The organism is Pseudomonas sp. BW16M2 (assembly GCF_014268865.1).
GTDB classification, from domain to species: domain Bacteria; phylum Pseudomonadota; class Gammaproteobacteria; order Pseudomonadales; family Pseudomonadaceae; genus Aquipseudomonas; species Aquipseudomonas peradeniyensis.
In genome coordinates this window covers 14,496-35,760 of the sequence record NZ_JABWRI010000005.1, presented here as the reverse complement: position 1 = coordinate 35,760, position 21,265 = coordinate 14,496, and the positions used below count along the sequence as shown (strand labels likewise).

Here is a 21,265-nt window from a genome sequence, read left to right as displayed (position 1 = left end):
GACCTTCCCCAAGGTATGAAGGCCGCGGAGCATAATGTAAGTGATTGTAACGAACAATTGAGAAGCGTTTCCATTCGCCATAAATTTACATTCTTTACAATTTCGCCTTACGGTTTTTACGGTCTCATCCGTCGTGCCATGGAGAAAGGGGCTTGTGGCAGGTAAAAGGGAATCAATATCATTGGCGTCCCTTCAGTCATACCTGGTGCCGCCGCCATGCTGCTTCACATTCCCGGGCTGTTCGACGCCGACGAGATCTCGCGCATTCGCGAGGCCCTGGAGCAGGCCGACTGGGCCGATGGCAAGATCACCGCGGGGTACCAGTCGGCCAAGGCCAAGCACAACCTGCAGTTGCCCGAAGGCCATGCGCTGGCCAAGGAGATCGGCAGTGCGCTGATCGAACGGCTGTGGCGCAACCCGTTGTTCATGTCGGCGGCGCTGCCGCACAAGGTGTTCCCGCCGCTGATCAACTGCTACCGCGAAGGGGGCAATTTCGATTTCCACATCGACAACGCCCTGCGCCAGCCCAAGGGCAGCCCGGAGCGGGTGCGCACCGACCTGTCCTCGACGCTGTTCCTCAGTGATCCGGACAGCTACGACGGCGGCGAACTGGTGATCCAGGACACCTATGGTGTGCGCGAGGTCAAGCTGGCCGCGGGCGACATGGTGCTGTACCCCGGCACCAGCCTGCACAAGGTCAACCCGGTCACCCGCGGGGCGCGCTATGCGGCGTTCTTCTGGACCCAGAGCCTGGTGCGCGAAGACAGCCAGCGCACCCTGCTGTTCGAGATGGACAACGCGGTCCGCCAGCTCACTGCCGATGTGCCCGGGCATCCGTCGCTGCTGCAACTGACCGGGACCTATCACAACCTGCTGCGCCGCTGGGCCGAGGTCTGAGCCGTGTCCTATCAGTTGCGACGTGAGGATGTGGTGGATGTGGCCGGGTTGCAGGCGATGCTCGAACACAGCCCAGGCCAGGCCGCCCAGGCGATCCTGGCAGCGGCGGGGCAGGGAGTGGTCGAGGCGCAGTCGTTGCTCGGGCAGATCCTGCTCGATGGGCGCGGTATCGAAGAGGATGCCGGCGTGGCCCGTCGTTGGTTCGCCATCGCCGCCCAGGGCGGCAGCGCCATGGCCCACAACATGCTTGGCCGGTGCCTGGAGCACGGCTGGGGTGGCGAGGTGGATCTCGCACAGGCGGCCATTCACTATGCCCGTGCGGCCGACGTCGGCCTGGACTGGGGCATGTACAACCTGGCCAACCTCCTGGCCACCGGGCGCGGGGTGCCGGCCGACCAGGCCCAGGCGTTGATGTGCTACGAGAAGGCCGCGCAGCTGGGGCATGCCAAGTCGATGAACCTGTATGGGCGCTACCTGGAGCAGGGGATTGCCACTGCGCCAAGCCCTGCCCGGGCCGTGCGCTGGTATCGGCGTTCGGCCGAGGCGGGGGATTTTCGCGGGATGTTCAGCCTGGCGCTGGTGCTGGTCGAACGGGGGGAGATCGGGGAGGCCGGGCCTTGGCTGGAACGGGCCAGGGTCGAGGGCAACCTGAATTTCCTGCGCAGTGCGCTGGTGACGTTGCAGGGGGCGGGGCCGGCGCTGATGGCCCATGCGGCGCGCTATGCCGAGGAGATCGAACTGCGCGGCACTTGAGTATGTCTGTTCCGGTCATATTGCGGGGCAAGCCCGCTCCCGCGGGTATTCACCACGGGCGTGGGAGCGGGCTTGCCCCGCGATAGAATTGAAAACGGGGCCTTGCGGCCCCGTTGTGCATTACAGGTAGTAGGCTTTCAGCGGCGGGAAGCCGTTGAACTCCACCGCGCTGTAGCTGGTGGTGTAGGCACCGGTGGACAGCCAGTACAGGCGGTCGCCGATCGCCAGGTTCAGCGGCAGGCCGTACTTGTAGTTCTCGTACATGATGTCGGCGCTGTCGCAGGTCGGGCCGGCGATCACCACTTCCTCGGTCTCGCCTTTCTTCTCGGTCCAGATCGGGAACTTGATCGCCTCGTCCATGGTTTCGATCAGGCCGGAGAACTTGCCCACGTCTGTGTAGATCCAGCGCTCGACCGCGGTGCGCGACTTGCGCGCCACCAGCACCACTTCACTGACCAGGATGCCGGCGTTGGCGATCAGCGAGCGGCCAGGCTCGAGGATGATTTCCGGCAGGTCGTCGCCGAAGTCTTCCTTGAGGAAGCGGATGATCTCCTCGGCGTAGGTCTCGAGGCTGTTGGTGCGGGTGATGTAGTTGGCCGGGAAGCCACCGCCCATGTTGATCAGCTTCAGCTCGATGCCGTCTTCTTCCTTCAGGCGCTCGAAGATCACCTTGACCTTGGCGATGGCCGCGTCCCACACGCTGATGTCGCGCTGCTGGGAGCCGACGTGGAAGGAGATGCCATAGGGCACCAGGCCCAGGTCGCGGGCGAGGATCAGCAGGTCCATGGCCATGTCGGTCTGGCAGCCGAATTTGCGCGAAAGCGGCCAGTCGGCGGTGGTGGAGCCTTCGGTGAGGATACGCACATAGACCTTCGAGCCCGGCGCGGCCTTGGCGATGTTGCGCAGGTCGGCTTCGGAGTCGGTGGCGTAAAGGCGCACGCCTTTCTCGAAGAAGTAGCGGATGTCCTTGGACTTCTTGATGGTGTTGCCGTAGCTGATGCGGTCGGGGCTGACGCCACGGCCCAGCACCTTGTCCAGCTCGTAGATCGAGGCGATGTCGAAGCTCGAGCCTTTCTCCTTGAGCAGGTCGATGATCTCGACCGCCGGGTTGGCCTTGACCGCGTAGTAGACCTTGGCGAACTCGAAACCGGCGCGCAGGTCGTCATAGGCCTGGCTGATCATCTGGGTATCGATGAGTACGAACGGGGTTTCCTGCTTGTCGGCGAACGCCTTCATCTTCTGGAAGGTGTCACGCGCAAAGTAGTCTTCGACCTGGATCGACATGCTCAAGGGCTCCATGGGCAAACTGAAAAGATAAGTGGCAGCAAACTGAACGTCCTCCGTATCCCCACTTTGGTTCGCCTACTTCCCAAGGCATGTCGCCGAAAGCAAAAAGGTCAACCGTGCCGGGAAAGGGCGGCGGGTGACCTTGCTGTCTCGTCGTCAGTACTTGAGCCGGATGGATCGTTTCCAGCATGGACGTTCGGCGCGCACTTTAGGACGTGAAAACCGCAAGATCAACAGGCAGGTCCGGGGTGTTCGTCGTGTATCGATGCCCCACCGCTGCAATAACCGACCGATGCGTGGCGTGGATGTTCCGGAAAAGGCCACAAGCGTTAAAAATTGTGGAATAGGTGGCGATCTGGTCGCGAACGGCTGATAGCTGGGTTCTTTGCATGTTGGCTGGCTTTCGCCGCGAAAGAGCCGAAGAATCGGCAGAAGACCGTTTGTCGGAGTTGTGTGGTGAACGGGGTTTTTCCGGAGAGTGTTCATATTTATGGCCACGGCGCGACGCCCGTCATTTTTTTCGAAATCGCCATAAATTTTTTGTTACCGACACTGGAAACCACCCTTGGTCGGCTCAAGAATGGGCCGATTGCCGTCCTTGATGAGAAACATTACTATTCGCGACCTCATCTGCCTCCCTGACGACCCCGAACGTGTCCGGACACAAAGGCTTCCTCGACCACTACCATGAGCTGATCGGCACCTGGACGCGCAAGTTGCGCAGTCGTCAGCAGGCCGAGGACCTCACCCACGACGCCTTTGTCCGGGTTCTGGAAAACCCGAACGAGCAGGTCGAGCAGCCGCGTGCCTACCTGCACCAGACCGCCCGCAACATCGCCGTCGATGGCTTTCGCCGCGAGGACCGTCGCCAGGCACTCGAACTTGAGGCGTTCGCCGACGGCGCCGCCAATGGCAGCGATCCGGAGGCCTATGTGCATGCCCTGGAACTGGCCGACAGCGTCGAGCGGGCGCTGGCCGAGCTGCCGCTCAACTGCCGCCGGGTGTTCATCTGGCAGAAGCTCGAGGGCCTGACCCAGGCCGAGATCGCCGAGCGCATGGGTTTGACCAAGAACATGGTCGAAAAGTATATGATCCGCACGCTCCGACATCTGCGTGAGCACCTGGATGTGTCGGCCAGATGAGTCAGGAGACCCCATTGATCAGACAGCACGCGCCCGACCCCGTGGGCGAGCAGGCGGCCAGCTGGTTCGCCCGGGCCCAGGAGGCGCCGCATGACAGCGCCGTGCAGCAGGCCTTGCAGGCATGGCTGGCGCAGCACCCACGCCATCGCGAGGAGTACCAGCGCCTGGTACAGCTGTGGCGCGCCGCCGATTTCATCCCCCGACAACGCCTCGAAGCGCTGTGCCAGCCCGAACCGGTGCGCCAGCTTCCACGCCGCCGTCTGCTGCGTCAGGCCTTGGCGGCCGGCGTGGCGGTGGTCGCGCTGGGGCTGGGCTGGACAGGTTGGCAGTACCAGCAGCTCAACCATCAGGACACGTTGACTACGGCCCTGGGCGAGCGGCGTCAGGTCGAACTGCCGGACGGATCACGGTTGGAACTCAACAGTGCCACCCAGGTGCAGGTGATGTTCTCTTCGGGGCAACGCCTTGTGCGCCTGGGGGCGGGCGAGGCGATGTTCATCGTTGCCCACGACAGTGGCCGGCCTTTCGTGGTGAGCACCGCACAGGGTGAAGTCACCGTCACCGGCACCCGTTTCGATGTACGCCAGGAGCCGACCAGCACCCGCGTGGCCGTGGAGCAGGGTTCAGTGAAGGTGCAGGGCGCGGCCGAGTCGCTGGCGCTGCTCGGTGCCGGGCAGGGTTCGCATATCGACGCCCAGGGCAAGGTCGCCGCACCCTATGCCATCGATGCCAACGCCGTGACCGCCTGGCGCCAGGGCAAGCTGGTGTTCGACAACGCGCCGTTGAGCGAAGTGGTGGCGGAAGTCTCCCGCTATCGCGCCCAGCCGCTGCATGTGGCACCCGGCAAGGCCGCTGCGCTGCGCCTGTCGAGCACCTTCAGCACTGACGACCCGAACGCGCTGCTGCGGGCGCTGCCGAGCATCCTGCCGGTGCAGGTGAAGACCCGTCCGGATGGCTCCAGCGAAATTGTTCTGAAATAAATTCAGGTTTTTTTCCGTTCGTTCGTCTTCCCCGCCAGCTGCAACTGCCAAGCATTTCCATTTGCATGCAGTTGGCGTTTATCCCGACTCTCAGGACCCCTCGAAGACGTGAACAACAATAAGCCCCTTCTCCAGCTGCGCCGCCTGGCGCTGGCCCTGGCGGTCAGCGCCGCCGCCGGCAACAGCTACGCCGACAGCATCCAGATCCAGGCCCAGCCATTGGCGGGCGCACTCAAGCAGCTGGGTCAGCAGACCCACCTGCAGCTGTTCTTCAGCCCCGAACTGGTGGACGGCAAGCAGGCCCCGGCGGTGTCCGGCAACCTGGCGCCGGAGCAGGCCCTGCAGCAACTGCTGCAGGGCAGCGGGCTGACCTTCGAGCAGTCTGCGGACACCGTGGTGGTCAAGCCGGTCCAGGCCGCCGGAAGCCTGACCACCGGCAGCCTGGAGCTGGCGCCCACCGATGTGAAGGTGGTCGGTGACTGGTTGGGCGACGCCCAGCAGAGCGTGGTGCAGAACCATCCCGGCGCGCGCACTGTGGTGCGCCGCGAAGCGATGGTGGAAAAGGGCACGATGAACGTGCGCGATGCCCTGCGCGGCATCCCCGGCGTGCAGGTGCAGGACTCCAACGGCACCGGCGGCAGCGACCTGTCGCTGAACGTCGGCGTGCGCGGCCTTACCTCGCGCCTGTCGCCGCGCTCGACCGTGCTGATCGACGGCATCCCGGCGGCCTTCGCCCCTTACGGCCAGCCGCAGCTGTCGATGGCGCCAATCTCCTCGGGCAACCTCGACAGTATCGATGTGGTGCGCGGCGCCGGTTCCGTGCGCTATGGCCCGCAGAACGTCGGCGGGGTGATCAACTTCGTGACCCGAGCGATTCCCGAGAAGGCCACCGGCGAGTTGTCCACCACCCTGGAGACTTCCCGCCATGGCGGCTGGAAGCACACCGAGTCGGCCTTCGTCGGCGGCACCGCCGACAACGGCATGGGCGTGGCGCTGCTGTACACCGGCGTGAACGGTGACGGCTATCGCAGCAGCAACAACGACAACGATATCGACGATGTGATGCTCAAGACCCACTGGGCGCCGACCGATGTCGACGAGTTCTGGCTCAACTTCCACTACTACGACGGCCGTGCCGACATGCCCGGCGGCCTGACCCAGGCCCAGTACGACCACGATCCCTACCAGTCGGTGCGTGACTACGACTACTTCAGTGGCCGGCGCAAGGATGTTTCGTTCAAGTGGCTGCGGCAGATCGACGACGCCACCCAGTTCGAGGTGCTGACCTACTACACCGACAGCTTCCGTGGCAGCGCCATCGCTGCACGCGACATGAAGACCCTGTCGTCGTACCCGCGCAACTACCACACCTTTGCCATCGAGCCACGCCTGTCGCGGATCTTCTTCGTCGGCCCGACCACCCAGGAAGTCAGTGTCGGCTATCGCTACCTCAAGGAAGCCATGCGCGAGCAGTCCACGCGCCTGGCCCTGGTCGACAACGTGCCCACGGTCACCCCGACCTCCGACGGCCATGTGTTCCAGGACCGCAGCGGCGGCACCGAGGCCAGCGCCTACTACATCGATGACAAGATCGACGTCGGCAACTGGACCATCACCCCGGGCATCCGCTTCGAGCACATCAACACCGACTGGCGCGATCGCCCGGTGATGGACGCCAACTATCGCCCGGTGCCGGAGAAGAACCGCAGCATCACCAGCAACGAACCGCTGCCGGCGCTGAGCGTGATGTACCACATGTCCGACGCCTGGAAGCTGTTCGCCAACTACGAGACCTCGTTCGGCAGCCTGCAGTACTTCCAGCTGGGCCAGGGCGGTACCGGCAACAGCACGGCCAATGGCCTTGAGCCCGAGAAAGCCAAGACCTACGAAGTGGGTACGCGCTACGACAACGGCGGTTTTGCCGGTGAGCTGACCGCGTTCTACATCGACTTCGACGACGAGCTGCAGTACATCAGCAACGATGTCGGCTGGACCAACCTGGGGGCGACCAAGCACCAGGGTATCGAGGCCTCCGTGCGCTACGACCTGGCCGGGCTCGACCCGCGCCTGGAAGGCCTGTCGGTCAATGGTGGCTACACCTATACCCGCGCTACCTATGAAGGGGAGATTCCCGGCTTCAAGGGCCGCGACCTGCCGTTCTACTCGCGCCAGGTGGCCACTGCCGGGCTGCGTTACGCCGTCAATCGCTGGACCTGGAACCTGGATGCCTACGCCCAATCCAAGCAGCGTGCGCCGGGGACCGGGATCAATGCCAACGGCAGTTTCAACGGTGACTACATCACCGAGCCGAGTGCTGACGGTCAGTATGGCGATATTCCGGGGTACGTGACCTGGCATGCCCGTGGCGGGTATGACTTCGGGCCGCAGCTGTCGAACCTGAAGCTGGCGGCGGGGGTGAAGAACCTCTTCGACAAGCAGTACTTCACCCGTTCCAGCGACAACAACGCCGGGATCTATGTGGGTGAGCCGCGCACGTTTTATGTGCAGGCCAGTGTAGGGTTCTGATTCGAGATCGCCGAGGCTGCTTTGCAGCCTTTTCGCCGGCAAGCCGGCTCCCACAGGAACCGCGCAGCTCATTGTGGGAGCCGGCTTTCCATCAGGAGGTCACTGCCTCGGCCGGCGACACGATACTGGTCTTCGCCCCCCGCGAGCGCCCAGAACTCAGGTACGCGGCAATCGACTCCTGCGTCACCTCCCCCAAAAACATCCCTTCGGCATCCAGCACCGGCAACCACGCCCGATTGAACTCGTACATCCGCGACAGCAGGATGCGCAGGTGCTCGTCATGCGCCGCGGTGGCATTGAACGGCCGCAGGAAATCCCCGCACGTCCCCTGCTGGCGGTGCATGTCGCGCCGACGCACATAGCCCAGCGCCTTGTTCTGCTCATCGGTGACCACCACGTAGCGGCGGTCATGCTCGTCCAGCAGTTCCAGCGCGTCGCTCACTGGCGTTTGCGGGCTCACCGATGGCGCGTTGTCCGCGGCATCCTCGGCGCGGACCAGCAGCAGGCGCTTGAGCGTGCTGTCCTGGCCGACGAAGTTACTGACGAAATCGTCCACCGGATGGGCCAGCAAGGTGTCCGGGTGATCCAGCTGCAGCAACTTGCCGGCGCGGAAGATGGCGATCTTGTCGCCCAGCTTGATGGCCTCGTCGATGTCATGGCTGACCATGATCACCGTCTTGTTCAGCGCCCGCTGCATCTCGAAGAACTCGTTCTGGATCATCTCGCGGTTGATCGGGTCGACCGCGCCGAACGGCTCGTCCATCAGCAGCACCGGCGCCTCGGCGGCCAGGGCGCGGATCACGCCGATGCGCTGTTGCTGGCCGCCGGAGAGCTCGCGCGGGTAGCGCTGCAGGTACTGCTTGGGCTCGAGCTTGATCATGTGCATCAGCTCGCGGGCGCGGTCGTGGCATTTCTGCTTGTCCCAGCCAAGCAGGCGCGGGACCACGGTGATGTTCTCCTCGATGGTCATGTTGGGGAACAGGCCGATCTGCTGGATCACATAGCCGATATGACGACGCAGGCTCACTTCGTCCAGCGCGATGGTGTCCTCGCCATTGATGAACACCTGGCCGCAGGTCGGGGTGATCAGACGGTTGATCATCTTCAGCGTGGTGCTCTTGCCGCAGCCCGACGGGCCGAGGAACACGCAGATTTCGCCTTCGTTGACGGTGAGGCTGACCGCGTCGACGGCTTTGACGTCCTTGCCGTTGACGTTGAAGGTCTTGCTGAGGTTCTTCAGTTCGATCATGGGCGCAGTCCTTCCGGAGTCAGGGCACGTTGCAGGGTTTGCAGGAGCAGGTCGGCGATGATCGCCAGCAGGCTGACCAGCACGGCGCCGACCAGCAGCATCGACATGTCGCTGCGGCTGATGGCGGTGAGGATGAGCACGCCCAGGCCGCCGGCGCCGATGGTCGCGGCGATGGTCATCACGCCGATGTTCATCACCATGGCGGTGCGCACGCCGGCCAGGATCACCGGCACGGCGATGGGCAGCTCGACCATGCGCAGGCGCTGGCCAAAGGTCATGCCGATGCCGCGGGCGGCCTCGCGGATGCCTGGCTCGACGTTGGTCAGGGCCAGGTAGGTGTTGCGCAGGATCGGCAGCAGTGAATAGAGGAACACGGCGGTGATCGCCGGTAGCGGTCCCAGGCCCTGGCCGAGCTTCGAGTAGAACGGCAGCAGCAGGCCGAACAGGGCGATCGAGGGGATGGTCAGCAGCACCGTGGCGCTGGCCTGCAGGGGGCCGGCGAATACCGGGAAGCGGGTCATCAGGATGCCCAGCGGCACGCCGACGACGATGGCCAGGCCCACGGCGATGCCGACCAGGGTGATGTGCTGCCCGGTCAGTTGCAGGACCTGGGTCCAGTCGAGGTGGGCAAAGGTGTCGAGCAGGTTCATGGCTGTACCTCGCCGAGTGAGTGCTCACGCAGGAATGCCGCGGCGACCACGGTCGGGCTCTGGTGTTCGACATCGACCTGGGCGTTGAGCTTGCGCATGGTCTGGTCGTCGAGCTGATTGGCCAGCGGCTCGAGCAGGGTGGCCAGTCGTGGGTGGGCGTCGAGCACCGCCTTGCGCAGCACGGGCGCCGCGGTGTAGTCGGGGAAGTAGTGCTTGTCGTCCTCCAGCAACTTGAGGTCGAAGGCGTCCAGGCGCCCGTCGGTGGTGTAGACCAGGCCGGCGAACACCTGGTTGTTGCGCATCGCCGTGTAGACCAGGCCGCCATCCATCTGACGGATGTTGCGCCGGTCCAGGGGCAGCCCGTACATCTCGCGCAGGCCGACCAGGCCATCGGGGCGATTGGCGAACTCGGTGTCCAGGGCCACCAGGTGGTTACGGCCTTGCTCGTCACGCAGCACCTGGTTGAGATCGCTGATGGTGTTGACCTGCGGGTAGGCCGCGGCGACCTGCCTGGGCAGCCCCAGTGCGTAGGTGTTGCTGAACTTCGACGGAGCCAGCCAGACCAGTCCTTTCTTCGCATCGAGTGCCTTGACCCGGGCGTAGGTGGCTTCGGCGCTGGGCATGCGTTCGTCGATATGGTTGTAGGACACCAGCGAGACACCGGTGTATTCCCACATCAGGTCGAGCTGACCGGTTTCCTGGGCCTGGCGGGCGATGTTGCTGCCAAGGCCGGCGGTCACCCGCACGTCGAAGCCGTTGGCGCGCAGGTACTGGGCGGTGATTTCGGCGAGCACGGTCTGTTCGGTGAACACCCGGGCGCCGATGCGGATCAGCGGCTTTTCCGCTGCCTGGGCAAAGCCTGCGCATAGCAGGGCCGCGCCCAGCAACAGGGCGATTGTCTTCTTCATGGTATCCCTCTCGTTATCGGGCCAGGCCACGTTCCAGCCAGCGCTTGCTGGAGAAACTCACCAGCGCGTCGAGCACCAGGGCCAGCAGCGCGGTGCACGCGGCGCCCAGCAACAGCTGCGGCTGGTTGTTCAGGGCGATGCCGGGGAAGATCAGGCTGCCCAAGCTGTTGGCGCCGATCAGGAACGCCAGCGGCGCGGTACCCACGTTCAGCGCCAGGGCCACGCGCACCCCGCCGACGATGATCGGCACGGCATTGGGCAGTTCCACCTGCCACAGCTGCTGGCGCGGGGTCATGCCGATGCCGGTGGCGGCTTCCTTGAGCGAGGCGGGGACGTTTTTCAGGCCCTCGTAGGTATTGCGCACGATGGGCAGCAGGGAGGCGAGGAACAGCGCGAAGATCGCGGGACCTGCGCCGATGCCCAGGATACTCAGGGCGATGGCCAGGACGGCCAGGGGAGGGATGGTGTTGCCAACGTTGAAGAACTGCATGAAGCGCTCTGCCTTGTCGACCCGGTGCGGTCGACTCAAGGCAATGCCGGCGGGGATGCCCACGGCCAGCGCCGCCGCCATCGAAGCCAGCACCAGGACCAGGTGCGCTTGCAGGTAGAACCCAAGATCGTCGCGGTAGCGGTCGATCGTGTCGATGCCGATCCAGTGGACCAGCAGGGCCAGGATGACGAGCACGGCGGCCCATCCCAACAGCCCTTTTCCGTAGCGTGCAACCACAGGCGGACTCCTTTTTTATAGTCGGCGATCACACCCCCGTGCGGCCGGCCATTCCTGGCGGCGGGCAGCGTGGTCGCGAGCAGCAGCCCGATGCGCGGCATCAGGCCATGAGCCGAACCCCGTCGGGCTCGTGAAGCAGGTGAAACCAGCCCAGAACCGAAGCGGGTTGCAGGGGAGTGGACGTCTCCGTGGAGGGAAAGGTTCCCATCTGGGGCGGCGTTTGGCCAGTGTTAATAACTGGTTGCTTATGAACATGACGAGAAAAAACGGCGTGTTGGAGTGCTGAAGGCGTTGAAGTAACTGCCCTGTGGCCATTTGTCGTGATAAAGCGATTGTCCGGTAGATTGGTTGTGCTTGTTCCGGCACTTTCGCGGGCAAGCCCGCTCCCACGAGTGCCCGTTTGGGGGCGCCTTTCGTATCTTCGGTTTTGGCCCGCGCCCCGACTTCAGGTATGATATCGCCCCTTTTTGAATCCCCAGTCAGGCGATTTCCCATGACCAACCAGGCCGCCGAAGTCGCGAAGCGCCGCACTTTCGCAATCATTTCCCACCCCGACGCCGGTAAGACCACCATCACCGAGAAGCTCCTGCTGATGGGCAAGGCGATCTCCGTCGCGGGTACCGTGAAGTCGCGCAAGTCCGACCGCCACGCCACCTCCGACTGGATGGAAATGGAGAAGCAGCGCGGCATCTCCATCACCACCTCGGTGATGCAGTTCCCCTACCGCGAGCACATGATCAACCTGCTCGACACCCCCGGTCACGAGGACTTCTCGGAAGATACCTACCGCACCCTGACCGCGGTGGACTCGGCGCTGATGGTGCTCGACGGTGGTAAGGGTGTAGAGCCGCGCACCATCGCCCTGATGGATGTTTGCCGCCTGCGCGACACGCCGATCGTCAGCTTCATCAACAAACTCGACCGTGACATCCGCGACCCGATCGAACTGCTCGACGAGATCGAGGCAGTCCTGAAGATCAAGGCCGCGCCGATCACCTGGCCGATCGGTTGCTACCGCGACTTCAAGGGCGTGTACCACCTCACCGGCGACTACATCGTCGTCTACACCCCGGGCCACGGCCACGAGCGCACCGAAGCCAAGATCATCCAGAACCTGGATTCCGACGAGGCCCGCGCGCACCTGGGCGACCAGTATGATTCGTTCGTCGAGCAACTGGAGCTGGTGCAGGGTGCCTGCCACGAGTTCAACCAGGACGAGTTCATCAACGGCCAGCTGACCCCGGTGTTCTTCGGTACCGCCCTGGGCAACTTCGGTGTCGACCATGTGCTCGACGCGGTCGTCGACTGGGCGCCGCGCCCGCTGGGCCGGGTGGCCCACGAGCGTACCGTGGAGCCCGTGGAAGAGAAATTCACCGGCTTCGTGTTCAAGATCCAGGCGAACATGGACCCGAAACACCGCGACCGCATCGCCTTCATGCGCATCTGCTCGGGCAAGTACGAGAAGGGCATGAAGATGCGTCATGTGCGGATCAACAAGGACCTGCGCATCGGTGATGCGCTGACCTTCTTCTCCTCCGAGCGCGAGCAGCTGGAAGAGGCCTATGCCGGCGACATCATCGGCCTGCACAACCACGGCACCATCCAGATCGGCGACACCTTCACCGAAGGCGAGGCCCTGGGCTTCACCGGTATCCCGCACTTCGCCCCGGAGCTGTTCCGCCGCGTGCGCCTGAAGGACCCGCTGAAATCCAAGCAGCTGCGCCAGGGCCTGCAGCAGCTGGCCGAAGAGGGCGCCACCCAGGTGTTCTTCCCCGAGCGCAGTAACGACATCATCCTCGGCGCGGTCGGTGTGCTGCAGTTCGATGTGGTCGCCAGCCGCCTGAAGGAAGAGTACAAGGTCGAGTGCGCCTATGAGCCGATCACCGTCTGGTCGGCGCGCTGGATCAGCTGCGACGACAAGAAGAAGCTTGAGGAATTCCAGAACAAGGCCATGGAGAACCTGGCCATCGACGGTGGCGGTCACCTGACCTACCTGGCCCCGACCCGGGTCAACCTGTCGCTGATGGAAGAGCGCTGGCCGGACATCAAGTTCCGCGCGACCCGCGAGCATCACTGATTCTGAAGGCCCGAGCCTGACTCTGTAGGAGCGGGCTTGCCCCGCGATAGCGCCAATCCAGGCAGAGGTAATGCCTGATCGGACGCTATCGCGGGGCAAGCCCGCTCCCACGAATGTTTCTAGTTCCCCGCTTTTATACTGGTCCAGATCCGCGTCCTGATCCGGTCGATCTTCGCCGGCATCGCCTCCAGGGCATACAACTTGCCCATCACATCCGCGCTCGGGTAGATCATCGTGTTGCCCTTCATCGCTGGGTCCACCAGTGCGTCCGCCTGCTGGTTGCCATTGGCGTACTGCACGAAGTTGCTGATGTTCGCCATCACTTCCGGCTGCAACAGATAGTTCATGTAGGCGTACCCCGCTTTCTCGTTGGGCGCATCGGCCGGCATGGCGACCATGTCGAACCACATCGGCGCGCCTTCCTTCGGGATCGAGTAGCCCACCTTCACCCCGTTCTTCGCCTCCTCGGCGCGGTTCTTCGCCTGCAGCACGTCACCCGAGAAGCCCACCACCAGGCACACGTCGCCATTGGCCAGGTCGCCGGTGTACTTCGAGGAGTGGAAGTAGCTGATGTACGGTCGCACCTTCATCAGCAACGCCTTGGCCTTGTCGTAGTCCGCCGGGTTCTGGCTGTGGTGCGGCAGGCCCAGGTAGTGCAGGGCGATCGGCAGCAGCTCGGGGCCGTTGTCCAGCACCGCCACGCCGCAGCTCTTGAGTTTGGAAAGATATTCGGGCTTGAAGAACAGGTCCCACGAATCGATGGGCGCGTTGTCGCCGAGCACCGCCTTGACCTTGTCGATGTTGTAGCCGATGCCGGTGCTGCCCCACAGGTAGGGGAAGCCGTACTGGTTGCCTGGGTCGTTCACCTCCAGCGCCTTGAGCAGCACCGGGTTGAGATTCTTCCAGTTCGGCAGCTGCGACTTGTCCAATTTTTTCAGGGCCTTGCCCTGAATCTGCCGGGCCATGAAGTGGTTGGAAGGGAACACCACGTCGTAGCCGGAGTTGCCGGTCATCAGCTTGCCGTCGAGGGTCTCGTTGCTGTCGAACACATCGTAGGTGGGCACGATACCGGTGGTTTGCTGGAAGCTCTTCAGGGTGTCCGGGGCGATGTAGCTCGACCAGTTGTAGATCTTCACCGAGTCGGCGGCGCCGGCAACGCTTGCGGCCAGCATCAGGGGAGCGAGAAGGAGCGTGCGCATGTCGGGGTTACCTTGCTTTGTCTGTTGTTATCGAAGGCAGGCGATCAGCGGATCAGAAAATCAGTACGTAGGTCTTGCGCACGGTCTCCTGGATATCCCAGGTGCCGAGGCTGTTGGCCGGTAGCATCAGGGCGTCTCCGGCTTCTATGAGTAGCGGCTCGCCACCGTCCGGGGTGAAGGTGCAGCGGCCCTTGATGAAGTGGCAGAACTCCTGTTGCACGATCTGCCGCCGCCAGCGCCCCGGGGTGCATTCCCAGATCCCGGTCTCGACGCCGTCATTGCGTTCGATGCAAGTGACCGAGGTGACCGCGACCGGCTCGCCGAGGGGCACGGCGACCGGGATGGAGCTGTCCAGGATGGCGCTGTCGGTGTGCTTGAACTGGGTGATGCTCATGACCGGTGGATCCTGTGTGGTGATGAAGGGAAGTCAGTGCATGAAGCCTTCCATGAAGTCGGCCAGCCCGCTGGCCAGGCGCCGCCGCCAGGGGGCGCTGGCCGGGTTGGCGAGGGTCCGGTCCTCGTGGACGAAACTCTGGATGATCGCGTTGTAGCCCAGCCAGCGGCAGGGCTCCGGTGGCCAGCTGGCCAGGCTCGACAAGGGACGGTTGTCGTGCACCCAGGGCTGGGCGGTGAGCGCGTTGTGCTGGCCAAGGATCAGTGCCGCCAGGGTGCGTCCGCCCAGGTTGGTGGCGCCGACGCCTTCGCCGCCGTAGCCGCCGGACAGGGCGATGCCGCGTTGGCGATCGCACAGCATGTGCGGGCGGAAGCGCCGGGCCATGCCCAGGTTGCCGCCCCACGAGTGGGTGATGCGTACATGCTTGAGCTGCGGGAACAGTTCGCCGAACAGGTAGCGGCGCAGCTCGATCTCGTTGCTGGTGAGGGTGAAGTCCTCACGCAGGCGACCGCCGAAGCGGTAGCCGCCACGGGCGCCGAACACCAGGCGGTTGTCGGCGCTGCGCTGGCCATAGGTGACCTGGCGGCTGTTTTCGCTGAAGGCCTGGCCCTGGCTCAGGCCGATCTGTTCCCAGGTCGACTCGGGCAGCGGTTCGGTGGCCACCAGCAGGCTCTGCACCGGCAACTGGTGCCGCCCGAGCGGTGGCAGGCTGGCGGCGTAGCCTTCGACGGCCGGCACCACCCAGTGGCTGCGGATGCGTGCCAGCGGGGTGCGCACTTCGCCGGTCTGCCAGTCGATGGCCGGGGTGTTTTCGTAGATCGGCACGCCCATGGCCTCGACCGTCCGCGCCAGGCCGCGCACCAATCTGGCCGGTTGGATCGTGGCCACATGCGGGCTGTAGAGGGCGCCGTAGGGGTTGCTGACCTTCAACTGGGCATCCAGCTGTTCGGGGCGCAGCCAGCGGTAGTCGTCCTCGTTCATGCCCTGGCGGTAGAGGTCATCGAGCCAGGCGCGCAGGCTGCGCTCCTGTTCCGGGTAGCGAGCGGCGCAGTACAGCACCCCGCCCTTGCGGTAGTCGCAGGCGATGCCTTCGCGCAGCAGCACGTCGTGGACTTCGTCGGGGATGCCGTGCAGCAGGTCGATGCTTTCACGTCGCTGCTGCGGGGAGAGCGTGGCGAGCAGGCGATCCTCGCCCAGCAGGTTGCCCATCAGCCAGCCACCGTTGCGCCCGGAGGCACCGAAGCCGGCGATGTTGGCCTCGATCACGGCGATGTTCAGCTGCGGTGCCTGGCGCTTGAGGTAGTAGGCGGTCCACAGGCCGGTGTAGCCGGCACCGATGATGCACACATCGACATCGAGGTCCTGGCGCAGGGCCGGGCGCGCGCACAGGGGCTCGTCGAGCTGGTCCATCCACAGGCTGATCGTGCGCAGGGGTTGCATCGGGTCGGGCTCCACATCCGGTCAAGGTCTGTGGACGATCCTAGTGAAGCGCGAGGTGGGCTGTCTTACGTGCGTGCACGCAGGGAAATTTGCTTGACGTAGGCCTTGGGCGACAGGCCGGTGTGCTCGCGAAAGCACTTGTAGAAGGCCGACAGCGAGTTGAAGCCTGCGTTGAACGCCAGTTCGTCGATGGGTGTGCGGGCACTGCCGGCGCCGAGGCTGGCCATCAGGTGTTGCAGGCGTGCCTGGTTGACGTAGCGGTAGAAGCTCTGGCCGAGCACCTGGTTGAGCAGGTAGGAGATCTGGTTGCGGCTGTAGCCGCTTTCGTCGGCGACCTGCTGCAGGTCGAGTTCCGGGTCGAGATAGGGGCGTTGGGCCTGGAAGTAATGCTCCAGGTCCTGGGCCATGGTCGACAGCTGGCGCGGTGACAGGCCCAAGCGGCTGGTGGCCGGACGCGGGCCGCCCGGCAGCCTGGCGTTGCCGCCCTGGCGTACCAGGGTGGCGTATTCGTTGACCCGCCAGATCAGCCCGTCTTTGACCGTGATCGCTTCGCTGGACTGGAACGCCACCAATCCCTCGCCCCCCTGGACCGTGACCTGGTACTGGATGAACGCGGTGCAGCCGTCGACGCGGATGCGGTCGCTGTGGACGATGTCCTCGCCGGCTTCATGGGGTAGGCAGGCGCGCACGTAGTCACGCAGCTCGTCGAAGCCGAGCACGCGGTTCTGGAAGAAATCGTGGTAGTGGATGTCCGGGTGGTAGAGCGCCATCACCCCGTCCAGGTCGCGATGCTTCCAGCACAGGTGGTAGCGCATGACGGTGTCGGCGGTGAGCGGGGTCTGCCCGGGGCCGTCTGGGAGGGGAGTGGCGGTCATGGGCTCGATAGTGCATTGCAGAAAACCCAGGCGCAAGGCCACGGATCCGGCATTTTGCACGGTTTTCCCGAGCAGTTACCGGCTAAGGGCTTGATTCGTATGGATGTAATTTTTTGATACAGCTGGCATGGGCGCTGCACCTCCTTTGTTCAACACCGAACGAGGAGAACGGCCATGCGCTCGATACTGCTGTGGATGATTGGGGTGCCGATTCCGGTGATCATCCTGATCTGGTTCTTCATGCATTGAAGCAATCGCGGGGCAAGCCACCTGCCGCGTACTCACCTGTCGCAACGCCGGCACTTCCTTGGCGCAACGCTCGGTGGCATGCGGGCAACGCTTGTGGAACGCGCAACCATCCGGCGGATTCAACGGGTTGGGCAGTTCACCGGCAATGCGGATCTTCGGCTTCAGCGGATCCGGATGGATCGCCGGGGTCGCCGACAACAGCGCCTGGGTGTACGGGTGCAGCGGCTTCTCGTAGATATCTTCCTTCGGCCCCATCTCCGCCGGTCGCCCCAGGTACATTACCAGCACCTGGTCGGCCACATGACGCACTACAGCCAGGTTGTGGGAGATGAATACGTAGGCGGTGTTGAACTCCTTCTGCAGGTCCATGAACAGGTTCAGCACCTGAGCCTGGATCGACACGTCGAGGGCCGAGGTCGGCTCGTCGGCCACCAGCACCTTGGGTTGCAGCATCATCGCCCGGGCCAGGGCGATCCGCTGGCGCTGGCCACCGGAGAACATGTGCGGATAACGCTGGTAGTGCTCGGGGCGCAGGCCCACCTGCTCCATCATCTTCTGCACTTTCTCGCGGCGTTCGGTCTTGCTCAGCGAGGTGTTGATCAGCAGCGGCTCGGCGAGCTGGTCGCCAATCTTCTGCCGTGGGTTGAGCGAGGCGTAGGGGCTCTGGAACACCATCTGCACGTCGCGGCGCAGTTGCTTGCGCTGGTCCTTGCTGGCGCCCTTGACCTCGTGGCCGGCGATCTGCAGCGAGCCTGAGGAGGGCTCCTCGATCAGAGTCAGGGCCCGGGCCAGGGTCGACTTGCCGCAGCCGGACTCACCGACCACGGCCAGGGTCTTGCCGGCCTCCAGTTCGAACGACACGCCATTGAGCGCGCGGACCAGCGCATGGCCCTTGAACATGCCGCGGGAGACTTCGTAGTGGCGGGTCAGCTCACGAGCGGAAAGAACGACGGCCATCACGCCACCTCCTGGTTCAGCGGATAGAAGCAACGCACCAGGCTATGGGCCTGGGGATCGAGGGCCGGGCGCTGCCGGCGGCAGTTTTCCTGGACATAGGGGCAGCGCGGCGACAGCAGGCAGCCCTGCGGACGGTCATAGCGGCCAGGGACGATGCCGGGCAGGGTGGCCAGGCGCTCAGCGCCGATGCTGTGCTCGGGGATGGCCGCCAGCAGCGCTTCGCTGTACGGGTGGGCGGGGATGTCGAACAGCTCCGGCACCTGGCCGACTTCGACGGCCTGGCCTGCGTACATCACGCACACGCGCTTGGCAGTCTCGGCGACCACGGCCAGGTCGTGGGTGATGAGAATGAGCGCCATGTTGCGCTCTTTCTGCAGGTTGACCAGCAGCTCCATGATCTGCGCCTGGATGGTCACGTCCAGGGCTGTGGTCGGTTCGTCGGCGATCAGCAGCTTCGGTTCGCCGGCGATGGCCATGGCGATCGCCACGCGCTGGCTCATGCCGCCGGACAGCTGGTGCGGGTAGGCGTCCAGGCGGCTTTCGGCGGCCGGGATCTCGACCTTCTTCAGCAGTTCCAGGGCACGCTGGCGCGCGGCCTTGCCTTTCAGGCCGAGGTGCTGGCGCAGCACTTCCTCGATCTGGTAGCCCACGGTGTAGCTGGGGTTGAGCGCGGTCATCGGGTCCTGGAAGACCATGGCGATGTCCTTGCCCACCACCTTGCGGCGCTGGCGGCCGCTGAGCTTGAGCATGTCGATGCCGTCGAAGTTGAGCACGTCGGCGGTGATGCGCCCGGGGGCGTCAATCAGGCCCATCAGGGCCATCATGGTGACCGACTTGCCGGAGCCGGACTCGCCGACGATGGCGAGGATCTCGCCGGCGTCGACGCTCAGTTCGAGGCCGTCCACCACGGGCACGGCATTGGCGTCGCCGAAGCGCACGTTCAGGTTGTTGATCTGCAACAGTGACATGGCGTTCTCCTCAGGCGGCGTTCTTGAGTTTCGGGTCCAGCGCATCGCGCAGGCCGTCGCCCATCAGGTTGATTGCCAGCACACTGAGCAGGATGGTCAGGCCGGGCAGGCTCACCACCCACCAGGCGCGCTCGATGTAGTCGCGGGCCGAGGCCAGCATGGTGCCCCATTCGGGGGTCGGCGGCTGGACGCCGAGGCCAAGGAAGCCCAGGGCGGCGGCGTCGAGGATCGCCGAGGAGAAGCTCAGGGTGGCCTGGACGATCAGCGGCGCCATGCAGTTGGGCAGCACGGTGACGAACATCAGGCGTGGCAGGCCGGCACCGGCCAGGCGCGCGGCGGTGACATAGTCGCGGTTCAGCTCGCCCATCACCGCGGCGCGGGTCAGGCGCACGTAGGAGGGCAGCGAGACGATGGCGATGGCGATCACCGTGTTGATCAGGCCAGGGCCGAGGATGGCGACGATGGCCACGGCCAGCAGCAGCGACGGCAGGGCCAGCATCACGTCCATCAGGCGCATGATCGAGGGGCCGAGGATCTGCGGGAAGAAGCCGGCCAGCAGGCCCAGCAGGATGCCCGGGATCAGCGACATCACCACCGACGACAGGCCGATCAGCAGCGACAGGCGGGCGCCCTGGATCAGGCGCGAGAGCAGGTCGCGGCCCAGTTCGTCGGTGCCGAGGATGAACTGCCAGGTGCCGCCTTCGAGCCACACCGGCGGAGTGAGCAGGAAGTCGCGGTACTGCTCGCTGGGGTTGTGCGGCGCGACCCAGGGGGCGAACAGGGCGCAGAACACCACCAGGGTCATGAAGGCCAGGCCGGCCACCGCGCCCTTGTTGCGCGAGAAGGCCTGCCAGAACTCTTTGTACGGCGAGGGGTAGAGCAAGCTTTGGTCAACCACGCTGGGCGGGGTGACGGATTTCGGAATCGGGCTGGTCATGGCGGAGTCCTCAGCGCTGATGACGGATGCGTGGGTTGGCCAGGCCGTAGAGGATGTCCACGACGAAGTTGACCAGGATCACCAGGCAGGCGATCAACAGGATGCCGTTCTGGACCACGGGGTAGTCACGGGCACCGATGGCTTCGATCAGCCATTTGCCGATGCCCGGCCAGGAGAAGATGGTTTCGGTGAGCACGGCGCCGGCCAGCAGCGTGCCGACCTGCAGGCCGAACACGGTCAATACCGGGATCAGCGCGTTGCGCAGGCCGTGGATGAACACCACGCGCGACGGCGACAGGCCCTTGGCGCGGGCGGTACGGATGTAGTCCTCGCGCAGCACTTCGAGCATCGACGAACGGGTCATGCGGGCGATCACCGCCAGTGGGATGGTGCCCAGCACGATGGCCGGCAGGATCAGGTGCATCACCGCGTCCTTGAACGCGCCTTCCTCGTCGCTGAGCAGGGTGTCGATGAGCATGAAGCCGGTTTTCGGCTCGATGTCGTAGAGCAGGTCGATGCGCCCGGAGACCGGCGTCCAGCCCAGGCTTACCGAGAAGAACATGATCAGGATCAGGCCCCACCAGAAGATCGGCATCGAGTAGCCGGCCAGCGAGATACCCATCACCCCGTGGTCGAACAGCGAGCCGCGCTTGAGCGCGGCGATCACCCCGGCCAGCAGGCCGATGACCCCGGCGAACAGCAGGGCGGCCATGGCCAGCTCCAGCGTTGCCGGGAACAGGGTGAGGAATTCGTTCCATACGCTCTCACGGGTGCGCAGGGATTCGCCGAGGTCGCCCTGGGCGAGCTTGCCGACGTAGTCCAGGTACTGGGCCGGCAGCGGTTTGTTCAGGCCCAGGCGCTCCATGGCCTGGGCGTGCATTTCGGGGTCGACCCGGCGTTCGCCCATCATCACTTCGACCGGGTCGCCGGGGATCAGGCGTATGAGCGCGAAGGTCAGCAGGGTGATACCGAAGAACGTCGGGATCAGCAGACCCAGGCGTCGGGCAATAAAACTCAACATTGTCAGGGGTACCTCATCAGCCGGTAACG

General features: G+C 64.5%; 19 protein-coding genes. 6 read left to right on the top strand and 13 right to left on the bottom strand.

Annotation, left to right across the window (positions count from 1 at the left end):
- The first annotated feature begins 216 nt into the window (after window positions 1-216).
- Window positions 217-897 (top strand): Fe2+-dependent dioxygenase, encoded by a 681-nt coding sequence (locus HU735_RS06665; RefSeq protein ID WP_186712881.1) that lies wholly within the window; start codon window positions 217-219, stop codon window positions 895-897.
- Between the two features lie 3 nt (window positions 898-900).
- Window positions 901-1,650 carry an SEL1-like repeat protein gene (locus tag HU735_RS06660; protein ID WP_186712880.1) on the top strand — a complete coding sequence of 250 codons (750 nt, stop codon included), beginning with the start codon at window positions 901-903 and terminating at the stop codon, window positions 1,648-1,650.
- A 120-nt stretch (window positions 1,651-1,770) separates the two neighbouring features.
- On the opposite strand, the gene HU735_RS06655 is transcribed toward HU735_RS06660, so the two are convergent.
- On the bottom strand, window positions 1,771-2,934 hold the full coding sequence (locus HU735_RS06655) for a type III PLP-dependent enzyme (protein ID WP_028689608.1): 1,164 nt from the start codon (window positions 2,932-2,934) through the stop codon (window positions 1,771-1,773).
- 656 nt (window positions 2,935-3,590) lie between these two features.
- Here HU735_RS06655 and HU735_RS06650 point away from each other — a divergent pair.
- From HU735_RS06650 to HU735_RS06640, 3 genes are all read left to right on the top strand, one after another.
- Window positions 3,591-4,079: a sigma-70 family RNA polymerase sigma factor gene (locus HU735_RS06650; RefSeq protein WP_134689971.1), complete on the top strand. Its 489-nt coding sequence runs from the start codon at window positions 3,591-3,593 to the stop codon at window positions 4,077-4,079.
- Window positions 4,080-4,096: 17 nt separating this feature from the next.
- On the top strand, window positions 4,097-5,059 hold the full coding sequence (locus tag HU735_RS06645) for a FecR domain-containing protein (RefSeq protein ID WP_186713013.1): 963 nt from the start codon (window positions 4,097-4,099) through the stop codon (window positions 5,057-5,059).
- A gap of 108 nt (window positions 5,060-5,167) precedes the next feature.
- Window positions 5,168-7,585 (top strand): TonB-dependent siderophore receptor, encoded by a 2,418-nt coding sequence (locus tag HU735_RS06640; protein WP_186712879.1) that lies wholly within the window; start codon window positions 5,168-5,170, stop codon window positions 7,583-7,585.
- Between the two features lie 91 nt (window positions 7,586-7,676).
- On the opposite strand, the gene HU735_RS06635 is transcribed toward HU735_RS06640, so the two are convergent.
- The 4 genes from HU735_RS06635 to HU735_RS06620 are packed head-to-tail and all read right to left on the bottom strand — an operon-like array spanning window position 7,677 to window position 11,119.
- Window positions 7,677-8,834, bottom strand: coding sequence for an ABC transporter ATP-binding protein (locus HU735_RS06635; RefSeq protein ID WP_186712878.1), 1,158 nt, complete (start codon window positions 8,832-8,834; stop codon window positions 7,677-7,679).
- On the bottom strand, window positions 8,831-9,484 hold the full coding sequence (locus HU735_RS06630; RefSeq protein ID WP_186712877.1) for an ABC transporter permease: 654 nt from the start codon (window positions 9,482-9,484) through the stop codon (window positions 8,831-8,833). The genes HU735_RS06635 and HU735_RS06630 overlap by 4 nt, the downstream gene beginning before the upstream one ends.
- Window positions 9,481-10,392 (bottom strand): glycine betaine ABC transporter substrate-binding protein, encoded by a 912-nt coding sequence (locus HU735_RS06625; protein ID WP_186712876.1) that lies wholly within the window; start codon window positions 10,390-10,392, stop codon window positions 9,481-9,483. Before HU735_RS06625 ends, HU735_RS06630 begins: the two co-directional genes overlap by 4 nt.
- Before the next feature lie 13 nt (window positions 10,393-10,405).
- A complete protein-coding gene (locus tag HU735_RS06620) occupies window positions 10,406-11,119 on the bottom strand; it encodes an ABC transporter permease subunit (RefSeq protein ID WP_186712875.1) in 714 nt (237 codons plus the stop codon).
- Window positions 11,120-11,612: 493 nt separating this feature from the next.
- Between HU735_RS06620 and HU735_RS06615 the strand changes: the two genes are divergently transcribed.
- Window positions 11,613-13,196 carry a peptide chain release factor 3 gene (locus HU735_RS06615; RefSeq protein ID WP_028689614.1) on the top strand — a complete coding sequence of 528 codons (1,584 nt, stop codon included), beginning with the start codon at window positions 11,613-11,615 and terminating at the stop codon, window positions 13,194-13,196.
- Between the two features lie 119 nt (window positions 13,197-13,315).
- Here HU735_RS06615 and HU735_RS06610 read toward each other — a convergent pair whose 3' ends face one another.
- From HU735_RS06610 to HU735_RS06575, 8 genes are all read right to left on the bottom strand, one after another.
- Window positions 13,316-14,395, bottom strand: a complete 1,080-nt coding sequence (locus HU735_RS06610; RefSeq protein ID WP_186712874.1) for a polyamine ABC transporter substrate-binding protein — start codon at window positions 14,393-14,395, stop codon at window positions 13,316-13,318.
- A gap of 52 nt (window positions 14,396-14,447) precedes the next feature.
- On the bottom strand, window positions 14,448-14,789 hold the full coding sequence (locus HU735_RS06605) for a cupin domain-containing protein (protein WP_186712873.1): 342 nt from the start codon (window positions 14,787-14,789) through the stop codon (window positions 14,448-14,450).
- A 33-nt stretch (window positions 14,790-14,822) separates the two neighbouring features.
- Window positions 14,823-16,229 (bottom strand): FAD-dependent oxidoreductase, encoded by a 1,407-nt coding sequence (locus HU735_RS06600; protein ID WP_186712872.1) that lies wholly within the window; start codon window positions 16,227-16,229, stop codon window positions 14,823-14,825.
- A gap of 65 nt (window positions 16,230-16,294) precedes the next feature.
- Window positions 16,295-17,104 carry a nuclear transport factor 2 family protein gene (locus tag HU735_RS06595; protein WP_186712871.1) on the bottom strand — a complete coding sequence of 270 codons (810 nt, stop codon included), beginning with the start codon at window positions 17,102-17,104 and terminating at the stop codon, window positions 16,295-16,297.
- A gap of 75 nt (window positions 17,105-17,179) precedes the next feature.
- The gene (locus HU735_RS06590; RefSeq protein WP_273018692.1) at window positions 17,180-18,310 is read right to left on the bottom strand and encodes a peptide ABC transporter ATP-binding protein; all 1,131 of its coding nucleotides are present in this window, start codon (window positions 18,308-18,310) and stop codon (window positions 17,180-17,182) included.
- Window positions 18,310-19,278: an ABC transporter ATP-binding protein gene (locus HU735_RS06585; RefSeq protein ID WP_028689621.1), complete on the bottom strand. Its 969-nt coding sequence runs from the start codon at window positions 19,276-19,278 to the stop codon at window positions 18,310-18,312. Before HU735_RS06585 ends, HU735_RS06590 begins: the two co-directional genes overlap by 1 nt.
- A gap of 10 nt (window positions 19,279-19,288) precedes the next feature.
- A complete protein-coding gene (locus HU735_RS06580) occupies window positions 19,289-20,215 on the bottom strand; it encodes an ABC transporter permease subunit (protein WP_028689622.1) in 927 nt (308 codons plus the stop codon).
- Window positions 20,216-20,225: 10 nt separating this feature from the next.
- Window positions 20,226-21,236: an ABC transporter permease subunit gene (locus tag HU735_RS06575; RefSeq protein WP_028689623.1), complete on the bottom strand. Its 1,011-nt coding sequence runs from the start codon at window positions 21,234-21,236 to the stop codon at window positions 20,226-20,228.
- Window positions 21,237-21,265: the final 29 nt, after the last annotated feature.

Excerpts from the sequence above, each read along its gene's own strand:
- HU735_RS06635 (WP_186712878.1), bottom strand. The coding sequence starts at position 8,834 with ATGATCGAACTGAAGAACCTCAGCAAGACCTTCAACGTCAACGGCAAG.
- HU735_RS06600 (WP_186712872.1), bottom strand. The coding sequence starts at position 16,229 with ATGCAACCCCTGCGCACGATCAGCCTGTGGATGGACCAGCTCGACGAG.
- HU735_RS06655 (WP_028689608.1), bottom strand. The coding sequence starts at position 2,934 with ATGTCGATCCAGGTCGAAGACTACTTTGCGCGTGACACCTTCCAGAAG.
- HU735_RS06585 (WP_028689621.1), bottom strand. The coding sequence starts at position 19,278 with ATGTCACTGTTGCAGATCAACAACCTGAACGTGCGCTTCGGCGACGCC.
- HU735_RS06605 (WP_186712873.1), bottom strand. The coding sequence starts at position 14,789 with ATGAGCATCACCCAGTTCAAGCACACCGACAGCGCCATCCTGGACAGC.
- HU735_RS06575 (WP_028689623.1), bottom strand. The coding sequence starts at position 21,236 with ATGTTGAGTTTTATTGCCCGACGCCTGGGTCTGCTGATCCCGACGTTC.
- HU735_RS06580 (WP_028689622.1), bottom strand. The coding sequence starts at position 20,215 with ATGACCAGCCCGATTCCGAAATCCGTCACCCCGCCCAGCGTGGTTGAC.
- HU735_RS06630 (WP_186712877.1), bottom strand. The coding sequence starts at position 9,484 with ATGAACCTGCTCGACACCTTTGCCCACCTCGACTGGACCCAGGTCCTG.
- HU735_RS06610 (WP_186712874.1), bottom strand. The coding sequence starts at position 14,395 with ATGCGCACGCTCCTTCTCGCTCCCCTGATGCTGGCCGCAAGCGTTGCC.
- HU735_RS06595 (WP_186712871.1), bottom strand. The coding sequence starts at position 17,104 with ATGACCGCCACTCCCCTCCCAGACGGCCCCGGGCAGACCCCGCTCACC.
- HU735_RS06615 (WP_028689614.1), top strand. The coding sequence starts at position 11,613 with ATGACCAACCAGGCCGCCGAAGTCGCGAAGCGCCGCACTTTCGCAATC.
- HU735_RS06590 (WP_273018692.1), bottom strand. The coding sequence starts at position 18,310 with ATGGCCGTCGTTCTTTCCGCTCGTGAGCTGACCCGCCACTACGAAGTC.
- HU735_RS06625 (WP_186712876.1), bottom strand. The coding sequence starts at position 10,392 with ATGAAGAAGACAATCGCCCTGTTGCTGGGCGCGGCCCTGCTATGCGCA.
- HU735_RS06665 (WP_186712881.1), top strand. The coding sequence starts at position 217 with ATGCTGCTTCACATTCCCGGGCTGTTCGACGCCGACGAGATCTCGCGC.